Annotated in this window: 27 protein-coding genes; 16 read left to right on the forward strand and 11 right to left on the reverse strand. The window is 58.3% G+C overall.

The genetic code is table 11. The annotated features are described in order from the left end of the window. Window positions 1–3: 3 nt before the first annotated feature. Window positions 4–2,262, forward strand: coding sequence for a response regulator (locus ACR0BZ_RS09455; RefSeq protein ID WP_480920094.1), 2,259 nt, complete (start codon window positions 4–6; stop codon window positions 2,260–2,262). Between the two features lie 47 nt (window positions 2,263–2,309). Here ACR0BZ_RS09455 and yaaA read toward each other — a convergent pair whose 3' ends face one another. The 3 genes from yaaA to ACR0BZ_RS09470 form a co-directional block, all read right to left on the reverse strand. After that, window positions 2,310–3,080: a peroxide stress protein YaaA gene (gene yaaA, locus ACR0BZ_RS09460; protein WP_480920095.1), complete on the reverse strand. Its 771-nt coding sequence runs from the start codon at window positions 3,078–3,080 to the stop codon at window positions 2,310–2,312. Between the two features lie 32 nt (window positions 3,081–3,112). After that, on the reverse strand, window positions 3,113–5,152 hold the full coding sequence (recQ, locus tag ACR0BZ_RS09465) for a DNA helicase RecQ (RefSeq protein WP_480538464.1): 2,040 nt from the start codon (window positions 5,150–5,152) through the stop codon (window positions 3,113–3,115). Between the two features lie 78 nt (window positions 5,153–5,230). After that, window positions 5,231–5,518, reverse strand: a complete 288-nt coding sequence (locus tag ACR0BZ_RS09470) for a YggT family protein (RefSeq protein WP_170382138.1) — start codon at window positions 5,516–5,518, stop codon at window positions 5,231–5,233. A 129-nt stretch (window positions 5,519–5,647) separates the two neighbouring features. Between ACR0BZ_RS09470 and ACR0BZ_RS09475 the strand changes: the two genes are divergently transcribed. From ACR0BZ_RS09475 to ACR0BZ_RS09490, 4 genes are all read left to right on the forward strand, one after another. After that, window positions 5,648–7,015, forward strand: coding sequence for an MFS transporter (locus tag ACR0BZ_RS09475; protein WP_209598483.1), 1,368 nt, complete (start codon window positions 5,648–5,650; stop codon window positions 7,013–7,015). Continuing rightward, on the forward strand, window positions 7,012–7,875 hold the full coding sequence (gene mepA / locus ACR0BZ_RS09480) for a penicillin-insensitive murein endopeptidase (RefSeq protein ID WP_480920096.1): 864 nt from the start codon (window positions 7,012–7,014) through the stop codon (window positions 7,873–7,875). The genes ACR0BZ_RS09475 and mepA overlap by 4 nt, the downstream gene beginning before the upstream one ends. Next, complete coding sequence (locus ACR0BZ_RS09485) at window positions 7,848–8,732, forward strand: esterase-like activity of phytase family protein (protein ID WP_480920097.1); 885 nt, start codon at window positions 7,848–7,850, stop codon at window positions 8,730–8,732. The genes mepA and ACR0BZ_RS09485 overlap by 28 nt, the downstream gene beginning before the upstream one ends. A gap of 91 nt (window positions 8,733–8,823) precedes the next feature. Next, a complete protein-coding gene (locus tag ACR0BZ_RS09490; RefSeq protein WP_480772988.1) occupies window positions 8,824–9,468 on the forward strand; it encodes a queuosine precursor transporter in 645 nt (214 codons plus the stop codon). Between the two features lie 337 nt (window positions 9,469–9,805). On the opposite strand, the gene ACR0BZ_RS09495 is transcribed toward ACR0BZ_RS09490, so the two are convergent. Then, a complete protein-coding gene (locus tag ACR0BZ_RS09495; RefSeq protein ID WP_480487880.1) occupies window positions 9,806–10,672 on the reverse strand; it encodes a LysR family transcriptional regulator in 867 nt (288 codons plus the stop codon). Between the two features lie 256 nt (window positions 10,673–10,928). Between ACR0BZ_RS09495 and ACR0BZ_RS09500 the strand changes: the two genes are divergently transcribed. Then, a complete protein-coding gene (locus ACR0BZ_RS09500; RefSeq protein ID WP_480487879.1) occupies window positions 10,929–11,177 on the forward strand; it encodes an EF-hand domain-containing protein in 249 nt (82 codons plus the stop codon). Window positions 11,178–11,327: 150 nt separating this feature from the next. Beyond that, window positions 11,328–11,561 carry a hypothetical protein gene (locus ACR0BZ_RS09505; RefSeq protein ID WP_480616831.1) on the forward strand — a complete coding sequence of 78 codons (234 nt, stop codon included), beginning with the start codon at window positions 11,328–11,330 and terminating at the stop codon, window positions 11,559–11,561. Window positions 11,562–11,609: 48 nt separating this feature from the next. On the opposite strand, the gene ACR0BZ_RS09510 is transcribed toward ACR0BZ_RS09505, so the two are convergent. The 4 genes from ACR0BZ_RS09510 to ACR0BZ_RS09525 are packed head-to-tail and all read right to left on the reverse strand — an operon-like array spanning window position 11,610 to window position 14,336. Further along, window positions 11,610–12,644: a succinylglutamate desuccinylase/aspartoacylase family protein gene (locus ACR0BZ_RS09510; RefSeq protein WP_480920098.1), complete on the reverse strand. Its 1,035-nt coding sequence runs from the start codon at window positions 12,642–12,644 to the stop codon at window positions 11,610–11,612. A 5-nt stretch (window positions 12,645–12,649) separates the two neighbouring features. Beyond that, window positions 12,650–13,555, reverse strand: a complete 906-nt coding sequence (gene rimK / locus ACR0BZ_RS09515; RefSeq protein ID WP_480482701.1) for a 30S ribosomal protein S6--L-glutamate ligase — start codon at window positions 13,553–13,555, stop codon at window positions 12,650–12,652. Further along, on the reverse strand, window positions 13,555–14,052 hold the full coding sequence (locus ACR0BZ_RS09520) for an ATP-dependent zinc protease family protein (RefSeq protein ID WP_480920099.1): 498 nt from the start codon (window positions 14,050–14,052) through the stop codon (window positions 13,555–13,557). Before ACR0BZ_RS09520 ends, rimK begins: the two co-directional genes overlap by 1 nt. A 5-nt stretch (window positions 14,053–14,057) precedes the next feature. Then, window positions 14,058–14,336, reverse strand: coding sequence for a hypothetical protein (locus ACR0BZ_RS09525; protein ID WP_480482704.1), 279 nt, complete (start codon window positions 14,334–14,336; stop codon window positions 14,058–14,060). Between the two features lie 97 nt (window positions 14,337–14,433). On the opposite strand from ACR0BZ_RS09525, the gene mgtE reads away from it, so the two are divergent. The 9 genes from mgtE to smpB all read left to right on the forward strand — a co-directional run bounded on the left by mgtE (window position 14,434) and on the right by smpB (window position 20,797). Further along, window positions 14,434–15,798 carry a magnesium transporter gene (gene mgtE / locus ACR0BZ_RS09530; RefSeq protein ID WP_480920100.1) on the forward strand — a complete coding sequence of 455 codons (1,365 nt, stop codon included), beginning with the start codon at window positions 14,434–14,436 and terminating at the stop codon, window positions 15,796–15,798. A gap of 8 nt (window positions 15,799–15,806) precedes the next feature. Then, window positions 15,807–16,304, forward strand: coding sequence for a CBS domain-containing protein (locus ACR0BZ_RS09535; RefSeq protein WP_480898813.1), 498 nt, complete (start codon window positions 15,807–15,809; stop codon window positions 16,302–16,304). Between the two features lie 12 nt (window positions 16,305–16,316). Continuing rightward, entirely contained in the window at window positions 16,317–16,505 is a 189-nt protein-coding gene (locus ACR0BZ_RS09540; RefSeq protein ID WP_480920101.1) for a hypothetical protein, read from the forward strand. Between the two features lie 161 nt (window positions 16,506–16,666). Then, a complete protein-coding gene (gene arfB, locus ACR0BZ_RS09545) occupies window positions 16,667–17,086 on the forward strand; it encodes an alternative ribosome rescue aminoacyl-tRNA hydrolase ArfB (protein ID WP_480920102.1) in 420 nt (139 codons plus the stop codon). A gap of 60 nt (window positions 17,087–17,146) precedes the next feature. Next, window positions 17,147–17,893: an SDR family oxidoreductase gene (locus ACR0BZ_RS09550; protein WP_480920103.1), complete on the forward strand. Its 747-nt coding sequence runs from the start codon at window positions 17,147–17,149 to the stop codon at window positions 17,891–17,893. Window positions 17,894–17,975: 82 nt separating this feature from the next. Beyond that, the gene (locus tag ACR0BZ_RS09555; RefSeq protein WP_480920104.1) at window positions 17,976–18,992 is read left to right on the forward strand and encodes a P1 family peptidase; all 1,017 of its coding nucleotides are present in this window, start codon (window positions 17,976–17,978) and stop codon (window positions 18,990–18,992) included. Between the two features lie 113 nt (window positions 18,993–19,105). Further along, the gene (locus ACR0BZ_RS09560; RefSeq protein WP_267365869.1) at window positions 19,106–19,519 is read left to right on the forward strand and encodes a c-type cytochrome; all 414 of its coding nucleotides are present in this window, start codon (window positions 19,106–19,108) and stop codon (window positions 19,517–19,519) included. 200 nt (window positions 19,520–19,719) lie between these two features. After that, the gene (gene idi, locus ACR0BZ_RS09565) at window positions 19,720–20,262 is read left to right on the forward strand and encodes an isopentenyl-diphosphate Delta-isomerase (RefSeq protein ID WP_209505166.1); all 543 of its coding nucleotides are present in this window, start codon (window positions 19,720–19,722) and stop codon (window positions 20,260–20,262) included. 58 nt (window positions 20,263–20,320) lie between these two features. Continuing rightward, window positions 20,321–20,797 (forward strand): SsrA-binding protein SmpB, encoded by a 477-nt coding sequence (smpB, locus tag ACR0BZ_RS09570; protein ID WP_480482719.1) that lies wholly within the window; start codon window positions 20,321–20,323, stop codon window positions 20,795–20,797. Here smpB and glpK read toward each other — a convergent pair. The 3 genes from glpK to panB form a co-directional block, all read right to left on the reverse strand. Next, window positions 20,794–22,272: a glycerol kinase GlpK gene (gene glpK / locus ACR0BZ_RS09575; RefSeq protein ID WP_480487857.1), complete on the reverse strand. Its 1,479-nt coding sequence runs from the start codon at window positions 22,270–22,272 to the stop codon at window positions 20,794–20,796. The two genes, smpB and glpK, sit on opposite strands and share 4 nt — an antisense overlap. A 68-nt stretch (window positions 22,273–22,340) precedes the next feature. Beyond that, window positions 22,341–23,192 (reverse strand): pantoate--beta-alanine ligase, encoded by an 852-nt coding sequence (gene panC, locus ACR0BZ_RS09580; protein WP_480482723.1) that lies wholly within the window; start codon window positions 23,190–23,192, stop codon window positions 22,341–22,343. Then, a complete protein-coding gene (panB, locus tag ACR0BZ_RS09585) occupies window positions 23,189–24,028 on the reverse strand; it encodes a 3-methyl-2-oxobutanoate hydroxymethyltransferase (protein WP_480920105.1) in 840 nt (279 codons plus the stop codon). The genes panC and panB overlap by 4 nt, the downstream gene beginning before the upstream one ends. Window positions 24,029–24,073: the final 45 nt, after the last annotated feature.

Genomic DNA, 24,073 nt, shown 5'->3' on the forward strand with positions numbered 1-24,073 from the left:
CAAATGAGTCTTGCACATAAATTGGCACAGGAACGGCGCGCGCGTTTGGCAGCTGAACGGATGCTGGCCCTGAAACAGGCCGAGCTTTCGGCAGCCAATCGCAAACTGGGTCAACATGCCATGGCGTTGACCAAACGAATTGGCGAAACGCAGGCTGAGGTTGAAACCGTTCGGGATGAAAACGAAAAGGTCAAATCCGATCTCTGCGTGGCCAACGCCAAGATCGAGGTTGCCGAACGCCGTTTGTGGCACTCGATTCAGACAATTCAGGACGGATTTGCCTTTTTTGACGGTGACAACCGGCTGATCGGCGCAAACACCGCGTATCTGAGCGTTTTTGAAGGCCTGGACGAGGTCGCGCCGGGGATATCATACCCGCGTATTCTGCATTTGCTGACGTCAGAAGGTATTGTCGATATCGGGGATGAATCCGCGGAAGACTGGCAGGACAGAATGCTGGCCCGCTGGAGCCGCGCCAACCCGCCACCAATCGTCATGCAGCTTTGGAACGGTCACTATATCCGCCTGATCGACCAGCGCGGCAGCGGTGGCGATATGGTGAGCCTTGCTCTCAACATCACAGCGTCGGTCCGGCACGAAATCGAGCTTAAGGCGGCGCGCGAGAGGGCCGAAGCAGCAAACCGGGCCAAGTCGGCCTTTCTGGCCAATATGAGCCATGAAATCCGCACCCCGATGAACGGCATCGTTGGCATGTCCGAATTGCTGGACGAGACACCGTTGGACGAAGAGCAACGGCTATACGTCAACACGATCCGCAATTCGGGCGAGGCGCTGTTGGTCATCATCAACGACGTTCTGGATTATTCCAAGATTGAGGCGGACAAGCTGACTCTGCACCCCGAACAGTTTGATCTTGAACGTTGCATTCTTGAGGTTGCGATGCTGCTACAGCCCAGCGTGCGGGATAAGGGGCTGACATTGCTGGTGGATTACGACTTGTTCTTGCCAACCCTTTTTGTGGGCGATCCTGGTCGGATACGGCAGGTTCTGACCAATCTGGTCGGCAACGCCGTCAAGTTCACTTCTGAAGGGTATGTGCTGGTCCGGGTGACCGGGGTGCCCAACCCGGATGCGCAGATCTGCGACATCCATATTGCCATTGAAGATACTGGAATTGGCATCGACGCCAAGAAAATCGACCACATATTTGGCGAGTTCAATCAGGTCGAAGACGAGCGTAACCGCCAGTTTGAAGGCACCGGGCTTGGTCTTGCCATCACCAAGCGGCTGATCACCTTGATGGGCGGCACAGTCTGGGTTGAAAGCGAACCGGAACAGGGATCCTGTTTCGGTTTTCGCGTGACACTGCCCACGGTAGAAGGCCTGCAACCCGAACCTCCGAACTTGGCGGATTGTTTGAAACATGTCCTGCTGGTCGAAGATCTTGCCGTGAACCGGGCCATTCTTGCCAAGCAGCTTGGACGACTGGGGGCCGAAGTGACGGTTTGCACGTCGGGGACCGACGCACTGTCACAGATGAATGATCAGATTGATCTGGTTCTTTGCGACCACGATCTGCCGGACATGGATGGGCTGGACCTTGCGGTTTCACTCAGGGATCGCGGGTGGGGTGATATTCCGGTGGTTGTGATGTCCGCAAACCCCGGATTGATTCACGCGCATCCTGCCCGTGACCTGATCGACGGTGTCTTGCAGAAACCCATCCCGCGGTCCGAGTTGTATGGCAGGCTGATGGCACTCGACGGCTCATCGTTGGAAACGGGCGCTCTAGATGTGGGTAAAACTGTCTCTAAAAAGCGAGATTCTGAATCTGCGCACCCCCGACGCATGAGGGTTCTTGCCGCAGAAGACAACCGCACCAACCAATTGATCCTGAAGAAGATGGTCAAGGATCTGAATATCGATCTTCGCTTTGCCTCCAATGGGATTGAAGCGGTTGAGATCTTTCAGGCGTTCGAGCCAGATCTGATCTTCATGGATATTTCAATGCCGAAGATGGACGGCAAACAGGCAACAGCGGAAATTCGCGGGCTTGAGGTTGCAACCGGTCGTCACGTTCCTATCGTTGCCCTGACGGCCCATGCCATGGCGGGGGATGATCAGGGTATTCTGTCAGCCGGCTTGGACCACTACCTGACCAAACCGCTACACAAGAACCGAATTCACCAGATGATCCTGCAACACCAACCCGATTGCGTCTGCTCGGTCGCGGACACCATGCCCAGTGTCAAAATCCGGCGTGAGCGGGGCGAAAACCCAAATCCGACCTCGTCGGGCTGACACTTCAGGCGTTTGTCATCGGGATGCAAGTTCAAGTGACCTGGGTTTCAGGCCGCATAAGGTCTGACGAAAACGGGCTTATCCGCTTCCGACAGATCAGGGCGGTATTCATAGCCGCCACTGTCGAAATCCAGCAGTCCCTTAGGGTCGGTCAAGCGGTGTTGGATGATATACCGCGCCATGGCACCGCGCGCCTTTTTGGCAAAAAAGCTCACAATCTTTGGGGTGCCGCCCTTATCTTCCATGAAGACCGGTGTGATGACGCGCAGGTTCAGGGCATTCAAATCCACCGCACCAAAATACTCCTGACTGGCACAATTCACCAGAATGTTGCTGTTAATCTCGGCACCTTGTGCATTCAGTGCCTTACTCAGCTGATCGCGCCAGTATTCGTAAAGGTTCTTCCCTCTTCGGGTTTTCAGTTTGCTGCCCATCTCAAGCCGGTAGGGCTGTATCGCATCGAGTGGTCGCAACACACCATAAAGGCCGGAAAGGATGCGCAAGTGGTCTTGCGCCCATGACAGCTCGTCTTCGTCCAGCGATGCAGCTTCAAGTCCTTGATATGTGTCGCCAGCAAAAGCAAGCGCAGCCGGGCGTGTGGCCTTGGCGTCGGGTGCATCCGAAAAAGCGCGATACCGGTCGCGGTTCAGGCGTGCCAGATCGTCGCTCAGATCCATCAGTTTCTTCAGATCACTCAGCGTCAGGTAGCGAGCGGTTTTGGACAGCCGGATCGCATCCTCCTGAAAATCGGGCTGCGTTACCCCGACATTCCGCTCTGCCCAGTCCAGCCGTTTGGCCGGGGAAATCACGATCAGCATATCCGCCCTCTTTCTTGCCTGTTCGGGGGTATCTAGCCCGCCTCACGCAGCACGTCCAGAAAAGCGGCGCCAAACCTTTCGTGACGTCGATCACCCAGCACCTGCGCAATCCCACGGGGATCGTCTGGGCGGAGTTGCGCAACTTTTGCCAATTGTGAGGCCGAGCAGGTCAGGGGCTTGTCGATCCCGGCTGGACCGCGCGACAGCAAGGACTGAACTTCCATCAAACGGTCGTAAATCTCACCCTGATTGCGGCCAGCCAGTTTTCGGCGCGCCGGATGAACGCTTTTTGCTTCGCCCGCGATTACTTCAAGGAACGTATCGCCATAGCGTTCCAGCTTTTTGGCGCCTACACCGCCGATCCGGGCCATATCGTCCAGCGTTACAGGGCGCTTTTCGGCCATCTCGATAAGCGTGCGGTCGGGAAAGATGACATAGGCCGGAACACGTGCAGCTTCGGACAGGGCACGGCGTTTGGCCTTGAGCGCTGACAGCAGCGGGGCGTCTTCTTCGGACACCATAGCCTTGACCGCAGGCCGACGTACCGCATTGCGCAGCGTATCCTTGCGCAGGTTTATCTTTGCCTCGCCTTTCAAAATTGGTTTGGCCGCCTCGGTCATGCGCAATGCGCCGTGACGTTCAGGGTCTGGGCGCACCAGATCGTGGCCCATCATCTGGCGGAAAATGGCCTGCCATTGCGGGCGCGTCCAATCTTTGCCGATGCCAAATGTGGACAAATCCTCATGGCGGCGGGCGCGGATTTTGTCGGTCTCGTTTCCCAGAAGGATGTCGATCAAGTGGCCTGTCCCGAACCATTCCTCGGTCCGAAGGATCGCGGACAGGGCCATGCGTACCGGAGTTGTGCCGTCGAAAACTTCGGGCGGGTTGTCGCACAGATCGCATTTGCCGCAGCGTGCTGTGGCCTCGCCAAAGTAACCCAACAATGTCTGGCGGCGGCATTCCAATGCCTCGGCCAGACCCAGCAAGGCGTTCAGGCGCGCATGATCGGCCATGCGCCGCTCGGGCGGCGCTAGACCCTCGTCAATCTGTGATCGCCGCAGGCGAATGTCATCGGGGCCAAACAGGGTCAGCGTTTCGGCCGGGCCGCCATCGCGTCCGGCGCGCCCGATTTCCTGATAATAGGCTTCGATCGATTTGGGCAGGTCCGCATGGGCGACCCAACGGATATCGGGTTTGTCGATGCCCATGCCAAAAGCCACGGTTGCGACCACGATCAACCCGTCCTCGCGCGCGAAACGGGTTTCGACAATGCGGCGATCTTCGGGGTCCATCCCGCCGTGATAGTGGCAAGCCGAGTGCCCCTCGGCGCGCAGGGCCTGAGCAATCACCTCGGTTTTATTTCTGGTGCCGCAGTAAACGATACCGGACTGGCCTTTGCGCGCATCTGCGAAATCAAGGATCTGCTTGCGCGGTCCGTCCTTTGCGGCGAAAGCCAGATGAATGTTAGGCCGGTCAAATCCGCGCAGAAATTTGCGTGGCTCAATGCCATCGAACAGTTTTTCGACAATCTCATCCTGCGTTTCGGCGTCCGCCGTGGCGGTAAACGCGGCCAGCGGAACCTTCAGGGCGCGCCGCAACTCTCCGATCCGCAGGTAATCAGGGCGAAAGTCATGCCCCCATTGACTGACACAATGGGCTTCGTCCACGGCGATCAGGCTGACGTTGATCCGACGGAGCATCCCAAGCGCCGACCCGGCAGCCAGACGTTCGGGTGCCATGTAAAGCAGCTTTAGCCGCCCGTCCTCCAGCGCGTCCCAGACGGCCTCGGTTTCCTCGGGCGTGTTGCCGGATGTCAGCGCACCGGCCTCGACCCCGGCCTCTTGCAGCCCCCGCACCTGATCACGCATCAGGGCAATGAGCGGAGATATAACGACCGTCACGCCATCGCGGAGCAGTGCAGGGAGTTGAAAGCAAAGAGACTTCCCGCCACCTGTGGGCATGATCGCCAGCACGTTTTCACCTGCCGTCACGGCGTCGACAATCTCTTCCTGCCCGGGGCGGAAGGCGTCGAATCCAAAGACATCTCGCAGCAAGGGTGCGGCGTCGAACATATGCGGGGGTGCCCTGTTTTAAGGTTTATCTGCTCTTAAAACAGGACAATCACATACTAAGATTCAGTGAACAAGAGGTCAGTAGAAATAGGGCGCGTTGTTGATAAGGATGATCCGCAAGGCATAAACGCCGATCAGCACCACCAGCGGGGTCAAATCCAACCCACCCATATTGGGTAGAACGCGGCGGATCGGCCCGTAAATAGGCTCTAATATCCGATTTAATCCGTACCAGATTTGTGCAACCAGTTGTTGGTGCAGGTTGAGAACCTGAAAGTTGATCAGCCAGCTCATGATCACATGGGCCAGAATGATGAACCAGACAATGTCCAGGATCAGCAGCAGGATTTGGATCAGCGACAGCATGGGATCTCCGTTTTCTTGTTGGACGAGACCTAAGCACCCTTTCAGCAAAGAGCAAGTAGGCTGAACTCTGCGCTTGCGAATTGCCCCAAAGCCCCGTCTTATGACCGCAACAAGAAAACAGGGGCAGAAATGGCAGAAATATCCAAGCGCAGGCGTATCTGGGGCTGGTGGTTCTTCGATTGGGCCAGTCAGCCCTATCACACTCTTTTGGTCACGTTCGTGTTCGGCCCTTACTTCGCGGGCGTCGCTGCGGAATATTATCTGGCATCCGGCCTGGACGCGGGGTCTGCGGATGCACAGGCGCAGGTGGTCTGGGCCAACTGCATGACCATAGTTGGTTTGATTATTGCCTTCGGTGCACCGCTGATGGGGGCGATGGCCGATGTGTCTGGTCGGCGCATCCCCTGGATATTCGCCTTTTCCGTGATGTACGCAGTAGGTTCCGGCGCGCTTTGGTACACGATGCCCGATGGCTCGAACATGTGGTTGATGCTGTCTGCCTTCGGTCTGGGTTTCATCGGCGCGGAATACGCCCTGATCTTCATCAATTCCCAACTGCCCGATCTGGGTGACGACAGCGAAGTGGGCGAAATCTCCGGCTCGGGCTTTGCTTTTGGCTATTTCGGCGGCCTGATCTCGCTGGCGATCATGCTTGCGCTGTTTGTGGAGCAGGCCAACGGCAAAACGCTGATCGGGATGGACCCCTTGTTTGGGCTGGATGCGTCGCAACAGCAGGGTACGCGCTTTGTTGGGCCGTTTACCGCCGGATGGTTCATTCTGTTCATGGTGCCCTACTTCCTTTGGGTCCATGACGACGAAACGACAAACAAAAAGGGCAGCGTTGCCGAGGCGCTGCGGCTGTTGGCAAAATCAGTGTCTAACCTGCGCCATCGCACCAGTTTGGCCAGTTACCTGGGCTCATCCATGTTCTATCGGGATGCGCTGAACGGGCTTTACAGTTTTGGCGGCGTCTATGCCCGGCTAGTGTTGGAATGGGACCTGATCAAGATCGGTGTTTTCGGCATCGTCAGCGTTCTGGCTGCAGCGGCATTTTCCTGGGTGGGCGGCAAGCTGGACAAGAAATATGGTCCCAAGCCCGTGATTATCGTTGCGATCTGGGTGTTGATCCTTGTCTGCATCACCATCGTTTCAATGGACCGGTCCCAGATATTCGGTATCGCCATGTCCGAAGGGTCGGGCTTGCCGGATATGGTTTTCTTTGGTTGCGGTATCCTGATCGGAGGCATGGGCGGCATTCTGCAATCCTGTAGCCGGTCGATGATGGTCCGGCATACGGACCCGGCAACCCCCGTCGAAAGCTTTGGCCTTTATGGTCTGTCGGGTCGTGCCACCGCCTTTGCTGCGCCACTTCTGATCGGGATCGCCACCACGGTGACAGGAAGTGCTCGTCTGGGGGTGTCACCCATCGTTCTGTTGTTTATTCTGGGTCTATTCCTGATGCGCTGGGTGAGACCGGAAGGGGATCAGAGCAGATGATAATAAAACGTTTTTTGGTAATTTTGGCGGCGCTTGCTTTTGCAGGCACTGCGACGGCAGAACCGCTGGCAAAGCAGTTGTTCGGGGCGCAGAAACAAGGTTCACAGCAAAAACCGGCCGCTTTCGGCAGTTATTCGCGCGGATGTGCTGCGGGGGCAGTTCAACTGCCTGAAACGGGGCCTACTTGGCAGGCGATGCGCCTGTCGCGTAATCGCAACTGGGGGCATCCGCAGACGATTGACTACGTGCAGGACCTCAGCAGGTTTGCAGCCAGTCAACCGGGATGGAACGGTCTCTATATAGGGGATATCAGCCAGCCACGCGGCGGGCCGATGACCTCGGGCCATCGCAGCCATCAGCTGGGGCTGGACATCGATATCTGGATGCTGCCGGGCGAAAACATGCGCCTGAGCCGCAAGTCACGCGAAAACATCTCGTCCATCTCTCTTCGTCGTTCCAATGGCGCTTACGTCAACGGCAACTGGACCAAGCAGCATCATGCACTGTTGCGTGAAGCGGCAAAAGACAAGCGTGTGGCCCGGATTTTCGTGTTTCCCGGGGCCAAGGTTCAGATGTGCGATGACGAAAAAGGCAATCGCGCCTATCTGCGGAAAATCAGGCCCTGGTGGGGGCATCACTATCATTTCCACGTGCGCCTGAACTGCCCCAGAGGGTCAAAGGGTTGCGTGAATCAAGACCCACCCCCCAAAGGCGATGGCTGCGCCGAGGCCCGGCAATGGGTGCAAAACATTTTGAACCCGCCGCCACCCGATCCGAATGCACCGCCGCCGAAGAAACGCCGGGAATACGTTCTGGCCGACTTACCGCAACAATGCTCCGCCGTTTTGCAATCCAACTGAGTGCTGCGCTGATCCTTGCCCCGGTGGCTGCTGCGCTGGATGTGAAATCCGCTGCCCACTTGAACAGTTTCGCGTGGCACTATCCAGCAAGTTGGTTTGGCGGGTTTTCTGCGCTTCACGTCTCGGATGACGGACGCCAGATGATTGCGCTTAGCGACCGGGCGCGGATCGTGACCGCGCGGATTGAGCGGCGCGAAGGCCGGATCGCGGATATTAACGTACTTGGTCAATGGCCGGTGCTGTCCAGCAATGGGCATGTCATGAAAGGCGGCGTCGGCGATTCCGAAGGCATCGCGGTGACGCCGGATGGCGGGATATTCATCTCGTTCGAAGGGGTGCATCGTGTCGCCTATTACCCTGCACCGGGCTCAAGCGCGCGTGTGTTACCTCGCCCGAATGCGTTTCGGGACCTTGCCGACAATGGTTCTTTCGAAGCTCTGGCCATTGATGGGCGCGGCTGGCTTTACACTTTGCCGGAAAAGAACCGCACCGCTAAAGGGGACATTCCGGTTTACCGTTGGAATGGCGGCACATGGTCGACCCCGTTTGTTCTGCCACAGCGCAGCGGCTTTAAACCCGTTGCCGCGGATTTCGGTCCCGATGGACGGTTCTACGTTTTGGAACGCAAGGTATCCTTGGTCGGTTTTCGATCGCGACTGCGGCGATGGGACGTGGTAGACGAGAAACCAGGCACCGAGGAAACCCTGTTCGAAACCGGAACGGGCGCGCATGACAACCTCGAAGGATTGTCGGTCTGGCGCGACGGGCAGGGCCGGTTGCGCGCCACGATGATTTCAGATGACAACTTTCTGGCGTTGCAGCGGACCGAACTTGTGGAATACCTGCTGCCCGATTGACAGAGCGCAGGCAAAGGTCTAAAGGCACGGCTTGCCTTGGGACGGTCCCTTGGCCAAGTCGCCGCTACCTTGTCAAAACGGGCATCAAAACATGCAACGTAACTTCATTCCCGGCATTATTGCCATGGCCACCATTGTTGTGGCCTCGAACATTCTGGTCCAGTTCCTGATCCTTGACGGGCTGCTGACATGGGGTGCTTTCACCTATCCGCTGGCCTTTCTGGTTACAGACATCATGAACCGCGTCTATGGCGTGGGTCCGGCCCGTAAGGTCGTGTTTGCCGGCTTTGTCACCGGTGTTATCTGTTCGCTGATCGGCAGCCAGATCATGTTGCAGGGTGACGGGTTCACCTATGCTGCCGTACCGCTGCGCATCGCCGTTGCATCGGGAACCGCCTTCCTGATCGCGCAACTGACGGATGTCACCGTGTTCAATTCCCTGCGCGGTGGTCGCTGGTGGCGTGCACCGCTGGTGTCGACGCTGGTGGGGTCGGCACTGGATACCGCGATCTTCTTCACCCTCGCCTTTTCGGCTTCGGTCACCTTCTTCGGCGCCAATGCTGACGCCGCAATCAACTGGGCGTGGGAACCTGTTCCGTTCATGCTGTCCGGCCCGATGGCACCACTTTGGGTGACGCTGGCTTTTGCGGACTGGTTGGTGAAGCTTTCACTGGCGCTGATCGCCCTGATCCCGTTCAAGGTGATCGTTGCGCGGCTGACTGTGCAGCCTGTGTAAAAAAACGCTTTGAGAATGGCACAACTTGTGGCACGCTTCTTTTCAACCGCAACAGATAGAAAAGGAGGTGATCCAGTGTCAAGAAAGAGATTGGAGAGAGGTGTCGGAACAACCGGGGGGATCGCCCGTTAGGGCAGCCCTTGGCGGAGCGCTCGCTCCGGCTGGTCGATTGATCTAACCGACCCGACCTCCTGAACTTTCGAAGGGCCGTCCCGCTGGGGCGGCCCTTTTTGATCCCTTCACTTTCTGGGGGTGTTCAAAACTTACCGTGCGCGGAGGCTGGCTGCGTTCGACGCAGCATAAAGCTTGGTCGCGGCAACGGCGTGAATACGTGTCGTCAAAGCTTCGGTGTCTGGCCGCGTGCACTTGATGTCTGGCAAAGCTGCCGCGCGGCCTGACCCGGATATCCTTCTTCCTCGCTTTCATCGAACACGACATAGGCGGCATAAGCGAATCTGGGTGCCATTTCGATCAACTTGAGCCACCCGTTGCAAAGCTCCGGTTCGACAACACGCCGTGGGAAATATCCGGCCGAGGGAACCGACCGAAGATATTGCAGGCCGAGGGTGCCAATGCCCAGCTGAAGGCGCGGTGCATCAAGTTCCGGAAAGTTCAACATATGATCGGCGCGAAACTCCGGGCCCCAGTCTATCAGGACATAAGCGTTGCCCAGATCAGCGGGCAGGGCTTCCGGGCCGCTGCTGACAAGAACAAACTCGTCCTCGAAAAGCTGGAGCGCGGACAAGCCCGGTGCGTTTCGCGGCCGGTACATGATGGCAAGATCCAGGCTGCCTTCCTCGATTTCGCGCGTGAGTGTTTCCGACGAGGCCGCTGTCGCCCGGATGGCGACGTCAGGGAGTGCCGCCATCAACTCGGGCAGGGCGTTGATTAGATAGCCGTCCCAAAGACTTGGTGTTGCGCCGATTTCCAAGGCGGCTGCCATCGAAGCAGGCAGACCGGCATCCAGCTTAGCCTGGGTCCACGTTCGCACCAGAACCTGCGCATGTTTGAGGAAATGCCGCCCGGCAATGGTCAGGGTCGCACCAGACTTGCTGCGTTCAAAAACGGGCTGTCCAAGCTGTTGTTCGAGCGTTCGAATCCGCATGCTGACAGTCGATTGCGTAACATGGACCTTGTCCGCTGCGTCAAGAAAAGTACCGGTTTCAACGACCGCAAGGAAAGTTCGGGCGAGCTCAATGTCCATCGTTCACCTATTTGAATATTCGATATTATGGGTGATATAAATTCGTTATTCAACGCTATGCGGATGTGCGATATATGCTGCGTAGCGCGAAAGTGCCCCCACCGGATCGGACCGCCAATCAACAGTTTTCATCGTATAGTGGACAACCCGATCTGCGGAACAGGTGTAATCTGTCTGCCGTAGATAAGCCTCCGACACCCAAGCGCTGCACCAACCCCTCAATGGGTAAACTGCCCTTTCCCTGATGGAGAACAAAATGAGTCGAGTTTCTGTTGTTGCTCTGCTCGCGTCATTCCTTGCCCTTCCGGCCGCTGCCTTGCCGGTAGGACTGGACACGGACGGTGATGGTCTGGCTTCGCTGACCGAGCTACAGACAAAGTATCCCGATATTACCAGTGAGAGCTTTGCCGAAATTGACACGGATGCCGACGGTTTCGTCAATGACGAAGAAATGGTCGCTGCGGTCGAGGCAAAGTTGCTTCCTGATCCCAAAGGTGACGAATAAGCCAGGGTTGCCAAGAACATGAGAAACCCCTCTCCACCCTACAGGTGGATGCTTGCCGGAATGGGTATCTGGTTAGTGCTGTCCCCATTTGTACTGTTCAGCCAGAAAACCCTAGCTCACGGTTCGTCTGACCGTGAGTCGCTCGCCTTCATGACGATCGGTATTGGTGTGTTGGTCATGTCAGGCGCTAGCGGCCGGGGCCACCTTCTCGCACGGGTGGCTCCGGTATTGGCGGTCGGGGCATTGCTGATCGCCGCGCCCGAGGTGCTGCATTTTACCGGTCATGGTGTGGCAGTGGCAAATGCTTGGCTCACGGGATCTGCGCTGATCGCGCTCGCCGCTTGGGAGGCGCTGGCGAGTAACAGATTGCGTGCGATCCTGTAGGCTGGCGCGGGGCAGGCAACTGCCCCGCGTTTCTTTCGGCTCCGGCGTCTAAATGATCTCGTCTTCATCGAACATCGGATCGCCTTCAAGCTGGCTGGCGATTGTATCGACCCGCATTTCGACATCCGAGCCGGTCGTTTCCGCAATATGAAACAACGCGTCACCTTCATGAACGACAGGCAGATTAGTGCGCCCCACGATGATACCCGTGGTTTCGCAGATGATATCGGTCCTGAGTTCTCCGAACGGGTCGGAAATGCGTCCAAGCAGGTCACCGGAAGCCACATATTCTCCGGTCGCTTTGAAAGTCCGCAACAGGCCACCGGCGGGCGCGCGCATCCACGAGCTTGACCGGACATGGACAGGCTTTTCGCGCACAGCGGCGATGCCACGCTTGGCAACCATGCCCTTTGCGTTCATCACCCGAAGGATGCCAGCGACCCCCGCCCGTGCAGACAGTTCGTCGAAACGCAGACCCTCACCGCCCTCGAACAGCAGGATATCCACACCACGCTCTTGCGCGGCCTTGCGTAGCGACCCGTCGCGCAGCTTTGAGATCATCACCACGGGCGCACCGAACGAATCCGCGTATTTAAGGGTGACATCCGAAGCCGGAGAGACGCGGATCTGCGGCAGATTGGTGCGGTGAATCGCGGCAGAATGAAGATCGATCCCCAGGTCCGACCGCTCGACGATCTCGGTCATGAAAAGATGCGCCAGCCGACCGGCCAGCGATCCCCCCTCACTGCCGGGGAAGGAACGGTTCAGGTCGCGCCTGTCGGGAAGGTATCGGGAATGTGTCATGAAACCAAAGGCATTCACGATCGGTATAACCAGCAAGGTACCCGCAAGCTTGTCAAGCTGTGGCGCCCGAAGCAGTCGCCGCGCGATTTCCACGCCGATCACCTCATCACCGTGAACGGCGGCACTGACGAACAGGACCGGTCCGGGGCGGCGGCCGTGAACCACGTGTACTGACATGCTCACCGGTGTATGATCCGACAGAACGCTAACCGGCAAATCCAGAGTGGTTCGTGTACCGGGCGGTACGCGAAAACCTCCGATTTCAAAGGGACCGCGCATTGCCTCTACCCACGGCCTCGTGTCTTTGTGTTGCCTTTGGCTGCATTCTTTTCGAGAAACTCGATGATTTTGCCCGCGACATCAATGCCGGTGGCCTTTTCAACCCCTTCAAGCCCGGGTGAGGAGTTCACTTCCATCACCACCGCACCGTGATTGGCGCGCAGCATATCGACACCACACACATTAAGACCCATGGCCTTGGCCGCACGCACGGCTGTCGAGCGTTCCTCGGGTGAGATTTTGATAGGCTTGGCGCTGCCACCGCGATGCAGATTTGATCTGAACTCGCCCTCGGCCCCTTTTCGCTGCATCGCCGCAATCACTTTTCCACCAACCACAAGCGCACGAATATCCGTGCCGCCTGCTTCCTTGATGAACTCCTGTACCATGATGTTGACCTTGGCGCCGCGAAACGCCTCGACCACGGATTTTGCCGACCGGTTTGAATCCGCAAGCACCACGCCGATGCCCTGCGTGCCCTCCAGCAGCTTGACCACCAGCGGAGCGTCCCCCGCCAGTTTGAGAACTTCGTCGGTCTGTTTCGGGTCATGCGCGAAGGTGGTGACCGGCAATCCGATCCCGTCACGCGCCATCAGCTGCATGGATCGCAACTTGTCACGGGATCTGCCAATCGCAACCGACTCGTTGAGCGGAAAGACACCCATGATCTCGAACTGCCGCAAAACGGCCAGCCCATAGAATGTGACCGAAGCGCCGATCCGCGGGATCACAGCGTCATAGCGCCCTAACTTCTTACCATCGTAATAAACCTCGGGTCGGCGCGACGCGATATTCATGTAACAGCGCAGCGTGTTCACAATATCCAGCTGGTGCCCGCGTTGTTCTGCAGCCTCTTTCAGACGCTGGTGGGAATACAGGTTTGGGTTCCGGGCAAGCATGACAAATTTCATTAGCGTCGTTCCTCTGCGTCCTTGGATCTTGTCTTGCTCTTCATCTTTTCCGGGTCTTTTCTTGCATCCAAAAGATATGAATGACCGGGATCGACAAGGATCCCGCGCCTTCGAATGGCGGTACGGCCAAGGATCAGATCAAACTCCATCTTCGCACGATTGGCCAGCGAAACGTCGATCAGCCAGCGATGCCGTCCAAGCAGAAGTTGCGTTCTGACAATCAACCGGCGTTCCGGAATGCCACCAGTGTTCTTGATTTCCCGCTCGTCTACAACCCGCGTGCGCACCCGACCCGATGAACGGCGATTATGGACCGGGATCATGAACTCGACCCATCGTTCGCCATCAACCTCGAACACGGTCTGGTCCACGGCATGCAGGGCCGCGGTTCTGGCGCCTGTGTCTATCTTTGCTGGAATATGCTCGATCCCGAACTCGGGCAGGCTGATCCGCTCGCGCCATCCTATGACTTCGGTGTATCCTGTTTGTTTAGCCATGGCGACTAAGCCACGCAGTCATCATTGGCGCGCCGGTAATTCACAAACGAATTCGCGCTCATCACAACGTAAAAACTATCCATATCGATTAACACATACCCAAGTTCAAAAAGTGCGATCGACAGGGCGCGGATATCTGCTTCATACAAACGCCTGCGCCCGGCGATCCGACGCACCAACTTGTCCGGAATGCGATACCGTCCGCTGGCCTTGCCGCCAAACTCCTGATCGTACAAGACCGCCAGACGCTCGGCTGCGGCGGATATCCAGTCATTTTCCTGCATGCGCCTTCTTACAAATCAAAAATTTTTTTGTCTATAGGCAAAAAATTTCTGCTATATCGGCGTAAGTTAAGAATCTTGTACCCCCACAGGTCGGCGGATGAGCGATACGGACTCCTTACCAAAGGAAACAGGGACGCAGCTTCAGCTGGCGTTGGAAAATCGCGACGGGGCGGCGCTGGCAAACCTGCTTGATCCGCTTTCGTTAAGCGATGCACTGCGGGAATTGCTCAACCTGCCCGTTGACCAGCGAAGCGCCGCGCTCTCGTTGCTGCCACCGGAACGTGCGGCCGAACTGGTCGAAGAAGCGCCAAACGCGCTGGCGGTCGATCTTGTCGAACGCTTGGTATCCGATCAGGCCGCCGAGATCATCCTTGAGCTGGATTCCGACATTCAGGCGGATGTGATCGGTGAACTAGAAGACGCCGATGCAGAAGCGATCCTTGCCCGGATGGACCCGGAAGATGCGGCGGATGTCCGGCGGCTGGTTGAATATGACGACGATGTCGCCGGCGGTCTGATGGTGGCCGAAGCCTTTACCTTTTCCGATGGCGATACAGTCGGAAAGGTTCTGCGGCGTTTCGCTCATGAAGAATACGATCTGGAACGTTACCGTGGCCAGCACCCCTACGTTTTGAATTCCGATGGCGTGCCTGTCGGGGTGCTGTCCTTACGCAGCCTGCTGTCCACACGGCGAAGCATCAAACTCACCGATATCATGGTGCCCCCTATCACGGTTCCGGCCAGCATGCCGCTGGAAGAACTGGAGGACCTTTTCGATGAGCACCCTTTTCTTGGGTTGCCGGTTGTCGAAACGGACGGGAACCTTGTGGGTGTCGTTTCCCGCTCTGCCGTGGATGAGGCCCTGCTAGAGCGCGCGGAATCGGCAAGCCTGAAACGTCAGGGTGTCTTTGGGGACGAACTGCGATCGATGCCCTTGCCGCTCAGGGCGCGGCGGCGGCTTCAATGGCTGTCGGCCAACATCGTGCTCAACGTGATCGCGGCCAGCGTGATTGCCGCCTATGAACAGACCCTTGCCGCCGTGATCGCTCTGGCTGTGTTTCTGCCGATGGTCTCGGATATGAGCGGTTGTTCCGGCAATCAGGCCGTTGCTGTCAGCATGCGCGAGCTGTCGCTTGGTCTGGTTCGGCCCATTGATGCTATGCGGGTCTGGTTAAAAGAGGTCTCGGTCGGCATCATCAACGGCTGTGTCCTTGGCCTGCTAATCGGACTCGTTGCTTGGATGTGGAAAGGAAACCCGTTTCTGGGTTTGGTGATTGGCGGCGCGCTGGGCCTGAACACGATCATCGCGGTATCGATCGGTGGCGTTCTGCCATTGTTGTTAAAGCGCATCGGTCAGGACCCGGCGGTCGCCAGTGGCCCTTTGCTGACAACGATCACTGACATGGCGGGTTTTTTTCTGGTCCTGAGCCTTGCAACGGCGATGATGCCGCTCCTGAATTAGTGTTTTTCATGCGCCCTGATCAACACAAGGGTCGGGCGCTCAGCCACGAGGAAGACATGACGATCTCAAGCATTGTCAAAACGCAGAACCTGAAAAAGCCGCCATTTTGCGATACTGACACAACGGTGTTCGATGCGGCCGTCACCATTGCGTTGCTGGACGTGAATGCGCTGGCGGTTCTCAGCGATGGGAAGCTGGTCGGGATTATCACGGATCATGACGTGCTGCTGTGCCTGGCGGATTCCGGCTCGGCTTTTTACAAGCAGACTGTGGGTGACTGGATGACGGAAAAACCCGTCACCTGCGCGCTGGGCTCGAAGTTGTCCAATGGCCTTAATCTGATGGCCAAACACAAGATCCGAAACCTTGTCGTAACTCAGAATGGAAAAGCAATTGCCGTTGTGAGCAGTAAAGAAATCCTGGCACGGGTGCATGAGGAAGACGAGCTGGAGCTGAAGGTGTTGCGCGATATCGCCCGCGGGGCTCAGGGCCAGTCAATAGCCTGACATGCCGACCCCATGGCTGCTCACGCCGATGTTTTCCTTCATTCTTTCCTTATAGGCTTCGATGAACGCTTCGCGCCCGCGCAGCAGGGCTCTCTGGGCGCCAACAACATGACGTCTTCGGTAAAGAACGCGGCTGACGCGAACAAACGGCCCGGCCACCGCCAGGATTCTGAATTGCGCGACCTGCCAAAGCAGGCTTGATCGCACATATGCACTGCGTTAGGCACCGAGGATGAGGAGACTTGCTGAAATGCTGTGCCGCAATGGCTTACGCCCGCCCGCATGTTGCGGGTATCCGACGGCACGGGTCGGGATCGCCACTCTTCCTTTTCATTCGCCCAAGTCACCAAGCTGACACTGCCATGCTGCACATCACCGATGATATCGCGCTGCAAGACTGGGAAATGACCGAAAGCTTTGTACGGTCGTCCGGTCCCGGAGGGCAGAATGTCAACAAGGTGTCGACCGCAGTCGAGCTGCGCTTCGAAGCCGCGCGCTCGCCGTCCCTGCCCGATCCGGTCAAGACCCGGCTAAAGCGACTGGCCGGGCGACGCTGGACCAAAGACGGCGCAATCATCATTCAATGTGAGGAAACACGCTCGCAGGCCCGCAACCGTGAAATCGCGCGTGCAAGGCTGGCAGAACTGATCTCCCGCGCGCTGGTCAAACCCAAACGGCGGATCGCAACGAAACCGACCTATGGTTCGGTCAAGCGTCGACTTGCCGCGAAAAAGGCGCGCGGCGACGTCAAGGCGCTGCGGGGCAAGGTGTCTGAAGATTGATCTGGCATCTTGCCGGGGCGTTGATAGTCTAGCCCGCAAAGGCTGCAAAAGGGCAACGTCATGAGGCTGGAGGGAAAAACCGCAATCGTCACCGGTGGCGCATCGGGGTTCGGTGCGGGGATTGTGAGGAAATTCCTGACCGAAGGCGCACGCGTCATGATTGCGGATATCAACGGTGACGCAGCCGCTGAGATGGCGGCGCAACTTGGGGCCGGGGCATTGGCGCATCAGGTCGACGTCGGCGACGGGGCTTCGGTTCAAAGGATGGCGGACACGGCACTCACCGCCCTTGGGGCGCTCGATATTCTGGTGAACAACGCAGGTGTTACCCATTTGCCAACCCCTCTGGAAAACGTCACCGAGGACGATTTCGACCGGGTCTTCAACGTGAACATGAAGTCCGTCTATCTGACCGCCCGGGCATATGTTCCCCATATGAAGGCGCGCGGCGCGGGCGCAATTCTGAACGTGGCCTCGACAGCGGGCCTGTCACCGCGCCCAAATCTGAACTGGTACAACGCGTCCAAAGGGTGGATGATCACGGCAACCAAAACCATGGCGGTCGAATTGGCCCCAACCGGCATTCGCGTGAACGCGATCTGTCCAGTGGCGGGCGAAACACCGCTGTTGAAATCTTTCATGGGCGAAGACACGCCCGAGATTCGCGCCAAGTTCCTGGCGACCATCCCACTGGGACGGTTTTCAACACCCGAAGACATGGCCAACGCCGCCTGTTTCCTGTGTTCGGACGAGGCCAGCATGATCACCGGCACCGCGCTCGAGGTTGATGGCGGCCGATGTATCTGATCCGCTCTTCATCTGGCCAAAAATATCCCCGCCGGAGGCAGCGCGCGCCCGCGCGCTTCCCCGCTCCAATCCCGAGCTCAAGATGATCCCTGGACCAAGAAACCTGATTACCGATGTCCCCGGCCTGAAGGTTGGAAACGCCCAGGACGATGCGCTGAAGTCCGGGACCACGGTTCTCACGGCAGATCAACCGTTTGTTGCGTCGGTTCATGTCATGGGCGGGGCACCGGGTACGCGCGAAACTGATTTACTCGCGCCTGATAAAACCGTCACAGGGGTGGACGCGCTGGTTCTGTCCGGCGGATCGGCCTTTGGACTGGACGCCTGCTCGGGTGTTTCAGATGCGATGCGGGCCGAAGGGCGCGGGTTTCCCGTCGGGTCCGCGAAGGTTCCGATCATTCCCGGCGCGATCCTGTTTGATCTGCTCAATGGCGGTGCAAAGGATTGGGTGGAAAACCCCTATCGTGCGCTGGGGCGAGCCGCTTATCTGGCCGCTTCAAAAGATTTTGATTTGGGGTCCGTCGGGGCGGGCACCGGGGCGTTGGCCGCAATGCAGAAGGGCGGGCTTGGCTCTGCTTCGTCCATTCTGCCTGGCGGGGTCACGGTCGGGGCCCTCGTTGCGGCGAACCCGCTAGGCAGTGTCACAACACCGGGTGACCGGCATTTCTGGGCAGCACCCTTCGAAGCTGGCGATGAATTTGGCGGGCTAGGTCCCGATATGTCGCCGGATCAAAGCCGGATCCGCCCCAGCCGCAAAGCGATGGCCATGAGTCCAGCGCAACCCGAACAGACAAACACGACCATCGCCATCGTTGCCACGGATGCCGCATTGACCAAACCCCAATGCCAAAGATTGGCCGTTGCCGCCCACGACGGAATTGCCCGGGCGATCCTTCCCGCACACACACCCGGCGACGGTGATCTGGTTTTTGGCATCAGTACCGGCGCCCGCCCCATCGCATCCGAAGCCGATCTCGCTCTGATCGGGCACGCGGCTTCGCTGTGCTTGTCCCGCGCCATCGCGCGGGCGATTTTTCTGGCGACTCCGGCAAAAGGAGACCTGTTGCCCTGCTGGACCGCTGTACATGACTTAAGTTAAGGACACACCATGTGTCGCAGTGGCACTGTAGATGCGCGCGGCAATCCGCGCGTTGACACTTTTATGCGCCGGGGGTCCATTCGGTGCAGCCAATTTGTATCGGAGCACAAGCTATGAATCGTATCCTCACTATCGCAATCGCTGGCCTGCTGGCGCTGCCCGCCTATGCCGAAGGCGATGCCGAAGCCGGTGAGAAAGCTTTCAACAAATGCAAGTCCTGCCACATGATCGCTGACCCGGCCGGAGAAGTCATTGTCAAAGGCGGAAAAACCGGCCCCAACCTCTTTGGTGTCGCCGGCCGCACTGCCGGAACCTACGAAGACTTCAAGTATGGCGACAGCATCGTCGCAGCCGGTGAGAAGGGTTTGGTCTGGGATGAGGCCTCCTTTGCGGAATACACGCAGGACCCTAAGGGCTTCCTGAAATCGTATCTGGACGACACCGCTGCCAAGTCGAAAATGACCTTCAAGTTGAAAAGCGGCGGTGAAGACGTCTACGCCTATATCGTCAGTGTATCAGGCGAATAAACGCTAGCATTGTGCACCCACGCACAAGGACCAAAGGCCGCAGCCCCTGCGGCCTTTGGTGCGATTGATACCAGTGTAGAACAGCGCCACTTTGGTATCTGACGGCAAACCGCAGAGTGTGCCGCAACGCCAAGCCGACCCGGCAACAGCTAAACCCAACATCAGCGCCCGTCAGGCGGATTGGCAACAGGAGAGGACAGATGGGCATTATGATCCCGGCTTGGGTCAATGGTGAATTGACTCCGGTAGACAAACTTGAAGCTCACGAAAAGGGCCTCAAGCACAAGGCCGTGTCGGTGTTTGTCGTTAGGGGCACCGAGATTTTGTTGCAGCGTCGGGCGCTGGGCAAGTACCACACGCCCGGCCTGTGGGCGAACACTTGCTGTACACACCCCGACTGGGACGAAAGCTCGTCAACCTGCGCCGTGCGCCGTTTGAACGAAGAACTGGGGATCACAGGTCTTTATCCTGAATACCGTCACCGTTTGGAATACCACGCCGATGTTGGGAACGGCATGGTGGAAAACGAAGTGGTCGACGTTTTTCTGGCCCATGTGCGCGGACCGCTGAAAATCGCGCCTGATCCGGACGAAGTCATGGATATCCGCTGGATCGACTACCATGACCTGTTGGCCGAAGTGGCCCGCCACCCGGATCGGTTTACACCGTGGCTCAAGATCTACCTGCACAACCATGCGGACACGATTTTCGGCCCGGACCTGATCATTTCAGCTAAATCCTGAGGCACTCCGAAAATCCCTGCCTTGCAAGGGCGGCTCAAGCCGCCTAAATCAACGCGTCATGGCCAAGCAGAAGACAGACCCGAATTACAAGGTAATCGCCGAAAACCGGCGCGCCCGCTTCGATTACGCAATCGAAGAGGACATTGAATGTGGCATCATCCTGCAGGGGTCCGAGGTCAAATCCCTGCGCGCGGGCGGCTCGAACATCGCCGAAAGCTATGCCACGGTCGATGACGGAGAACTTTGGCTGGTCAACAGCTATATCGCGCCGTATGAGCAGGCCAAGATGTTCAAGCATGAAGAACGTCGCCGCCGGAAACTGCTGGTGTCCCGCAAGCAGATGTCGAACCTGTGGAACGCGACGCAGCGCAAGGGCATGACGCTGGTGCCGCTGGTTCTGTATTTCAACCACAGAGGACTGGCCAAGGTCAAAATCGGCATCGCCAAGGGTAAAAAAAACCACGACAAGCGCGAAACCCAGGCCAAGCGCGACTGGTCACGGCAAAAGCAGCGCTTGTTGAAAGATCACAGCTAGAACGCCATCGCCGCCTGAACCGCCCGTTGCCAGCGATCATAGGCCGCGTCGCGTTCGGCTTGCTCTTGCGTTGGCTCGAACCGGCGGTCCAGCGCCCATGTTTCGGCAAAACCGGCCTGATCCGGGTATATCCCGGCTTTCATACCCGCCAGCCATGCGGCGCCAAGGGCGGTCGTTTCCTGCATAACCGGGCGATCCACCGGGGCACCCAGACAATCTGAAAGACCCTGCATGGTCCAGTCAGATGCACTCATCCCGCCGTCGACGCGCAAGATGACATCCGCCTCGGCCCCCCAGTCGCCCTGCATGGCGTGCCACAGGTCGCGGGTCTGAAAGGCGATGCTTTCCAGCGTGGCGCGGGCAATCTCGGCCCGGCCGGAATTGCGTGTCAGCCCGAACATCGCACCGCGGCAATCCGGCTTCCAGTAAGGAGCCCCAAGGCCCGTGAACGCCGGCACCAGAATCACATGCTGGTTCGGGTCGGCCTGCGCCGCCAGATCGCCGCTTTGCGGGGCCGAATCGATGATCTGCAACGCATCGCGCAGCCATTGCACGGCGGCCCCGGCGATAAAGATCGACCCTTCCAGCGCATAGGTGCGCTGACCGTCCAATTGGTAAGCGATTGTTGTCAGCAGGCGGTTTTTCGATTCAACCGGCTGCGCGCCCGTGTTCAGCAGCGCGAAACAGCCCGTGCCATAGGTGGATTTCATCATACCGGGCTGGAAACAGGCCTGACCGATGGTGGCTGCCTGCTGATCGCCTGCCACACCCAGAATGGGGATATTCCCACCAAGCAAGGTGGTTGCGCCGAAATCCGAGGCGCAATCCTGCACGGTCGGCAACATTTGAACGGGTACATCCAGCAATTCGCAAATCTCAGCGCTCCAGGCGCCTTTGTGAATGTCGAACAGCAGGGTGCGGGCGGCGTTGGTGGCGTCAGTGGCATGGACACGACCTTCGGTCAGACGCCAGATCAGGAAACTGTCGATGGTGCCGAACAGCAACTCTCCGGCCTCTGCCCGCGCGCGTGCGCCTGAAACGGTGTCCAGCAGCCATTTGACCTTGGTGCCCGAGAAATAAGGGTCCAGCAGCAGGCCGGTCTGGGCGGTGACGTCATCTTCACACCCGGCTTGCTTGTATCGGGCGCAGATTTCGGCGGTGCGGCGGTCCTGCCAGACAATCGCGTTATGGATGGCCTTGCCGGTCTGCTTGTCCCAGACCACGGTGGTTTCACGCTGGTTGGTGATACCAATACCCGTGATCTGGTCAGCCGAAACACCGGCGCTTTCCATCACCTCGCGACACACATGCATGACGCTGGACCAGATATCCTCGGGGTCGTGTTCAACCCAACCTTCTTGCGGGAAATGCTGGGGGAACTCCTGCTGAGCGGTGCCAACACGGTTCATCTGCCCGTCGAACAGGATCGCGCGCGAGGACGTGGTGCCCTGATCAATTGCCAGAATAAAGGTCATGTCCGCTCTCCCCGGTGTCATTTTGCGCGACTTTAGCGCAAACAACGGCGCCGGGGCCAGAGCAGAAATCAGACCGGATCGACGGGAATATTGTCGATCAGGCGGACGCCATCGGCCCAGGCCGTAACGAACAAGCGCGCGGGTTTGCTGGCATTGGGCAGGCTTTCCAGCGTCTCGGCGCAGCGCAGATCGATATATTCCACTTCGGTAAAACCAGCGTCCAGCAATGCGGCTTTTGCGTCTTGCGCCAGCGCCGCGAAATCCTTGCCAGCGGCAAGCTTATCTGCCACCCGCCGCATGATCTCGTTCATGCGGGACGCGACCTTTACACCCTCAGGCGACAAAAGCAGATTGCGCGACGACATTGCCAGCCCAGAAGGCTCGCGCACGGTTGGGCAGCCGACAACCTCGATGGGAATGTCCAGATCGCGGGCCATGCGGCGCACCACCAGCAGTTGCTGATAGTCTTTTTCCCCGAAATAGGCTCGATCCGCCTGCGTTTGCAGGAACAGTTTGGCCACTACAGTGGCCACGCCTTCGAAATGGCCGGGGCGAAACGGGCCTTCCATCATGTCGGTCAAACCGGTCACGGATACCGTGGTGGAAAAGCCGTCGGGATAGATTTCCTGAGGGTCCGGCACATAGATCGCATCCACGCCATAAGGGGCCAGCTTTTGGGCGTCTTCATGTTCCGTGCGGGGATAGTTCGCCAGGTCTTCGGGGTTGTTGAACTGCTTGGGGTTCACAAAGATCGTCACGATCACCCGGTCACAGTTTTCCTTTGCGGCCTGCGCCAGCGACAAATGCCCTTCGTGCAATGCGCCCATGGTCGGAACAACGCCGATAACGTCACCTGCGCGGTGCCATTCTGTCGTCTTGGTCCGCAGTTCCGCCAGCGAGCGCAGGATCGGCGCGGTCACGTCTTTGGTCCTTTCGCCGGAGCCTGATCAGCAAAGACATGTTCGTCCGCCGGAAATGTTCGCGCACGCACTTCGGCCGCGTAATCTGCGATGGCGGCTTCGGCCAACGGGCCAAGCTCGGCATAGCGTTTGACGAATTTGGGTTTGAAGGCGGTGAAAAAGCCAACCATGTCATCGACGACCAGAATCTGCCCGTCACAACCGGCGGACGCTCCGATTCCGATGGTGGGGATGGCAACCTGTTCGGTGATCCTGTCGGCCAGACCTTGCGGCACTTTCTCAAGCACCACGGAAAACGCGCCGGCCTCGGCCACGGCGCGGGCATCTGCCATGACGGTTTCGGCCTGTTCGTCGCGCCCCTGCACCTTGTAGCCGCCCAGCGTGTTGATCGATTGCGGGGTCAGACCGATATGCGCCATCACCGGGATGCCGCGCTTGACCAGAAAGCGGATGGTTTCGGCCATCTCGACACCGCCTTCCAGCTTGACCGCCCCTGCACCGGTTTCCGCCATCAGCCGCGCCGCGTTGCGAAACGCCTGTGCCGGGTTTTCCTCATAGCTGCCAAACGGCATGTCGATGACCATCATCGCCGTGCTCAACCCGCGTGCGACGGCCTGACCGTGCAGGATCATCATCTCCATCGTGACACCAAGGGTGGATTCCAGCCCGTGCAAAACCATTCCGACGCTGTCCCCCACAAGAACAAAGTCACAATACGTGTCCATCAGGCGCGCCATAGGCGTTGTGTATGCGGTCAGCGAGACCAGAGGCACGCCGCCTTTTCGGGCGCGAATATCTTCGGCGTTCGGGGCCTTTTTGCGGGCGGTGGCGCTCATGGTTGGCTCCTGCAGGGCTTATGTTGCAGTGCGGCATAGCAGATC

Source organism: Ruegeria sp. P8 (genome assembly GCF_056534665.1).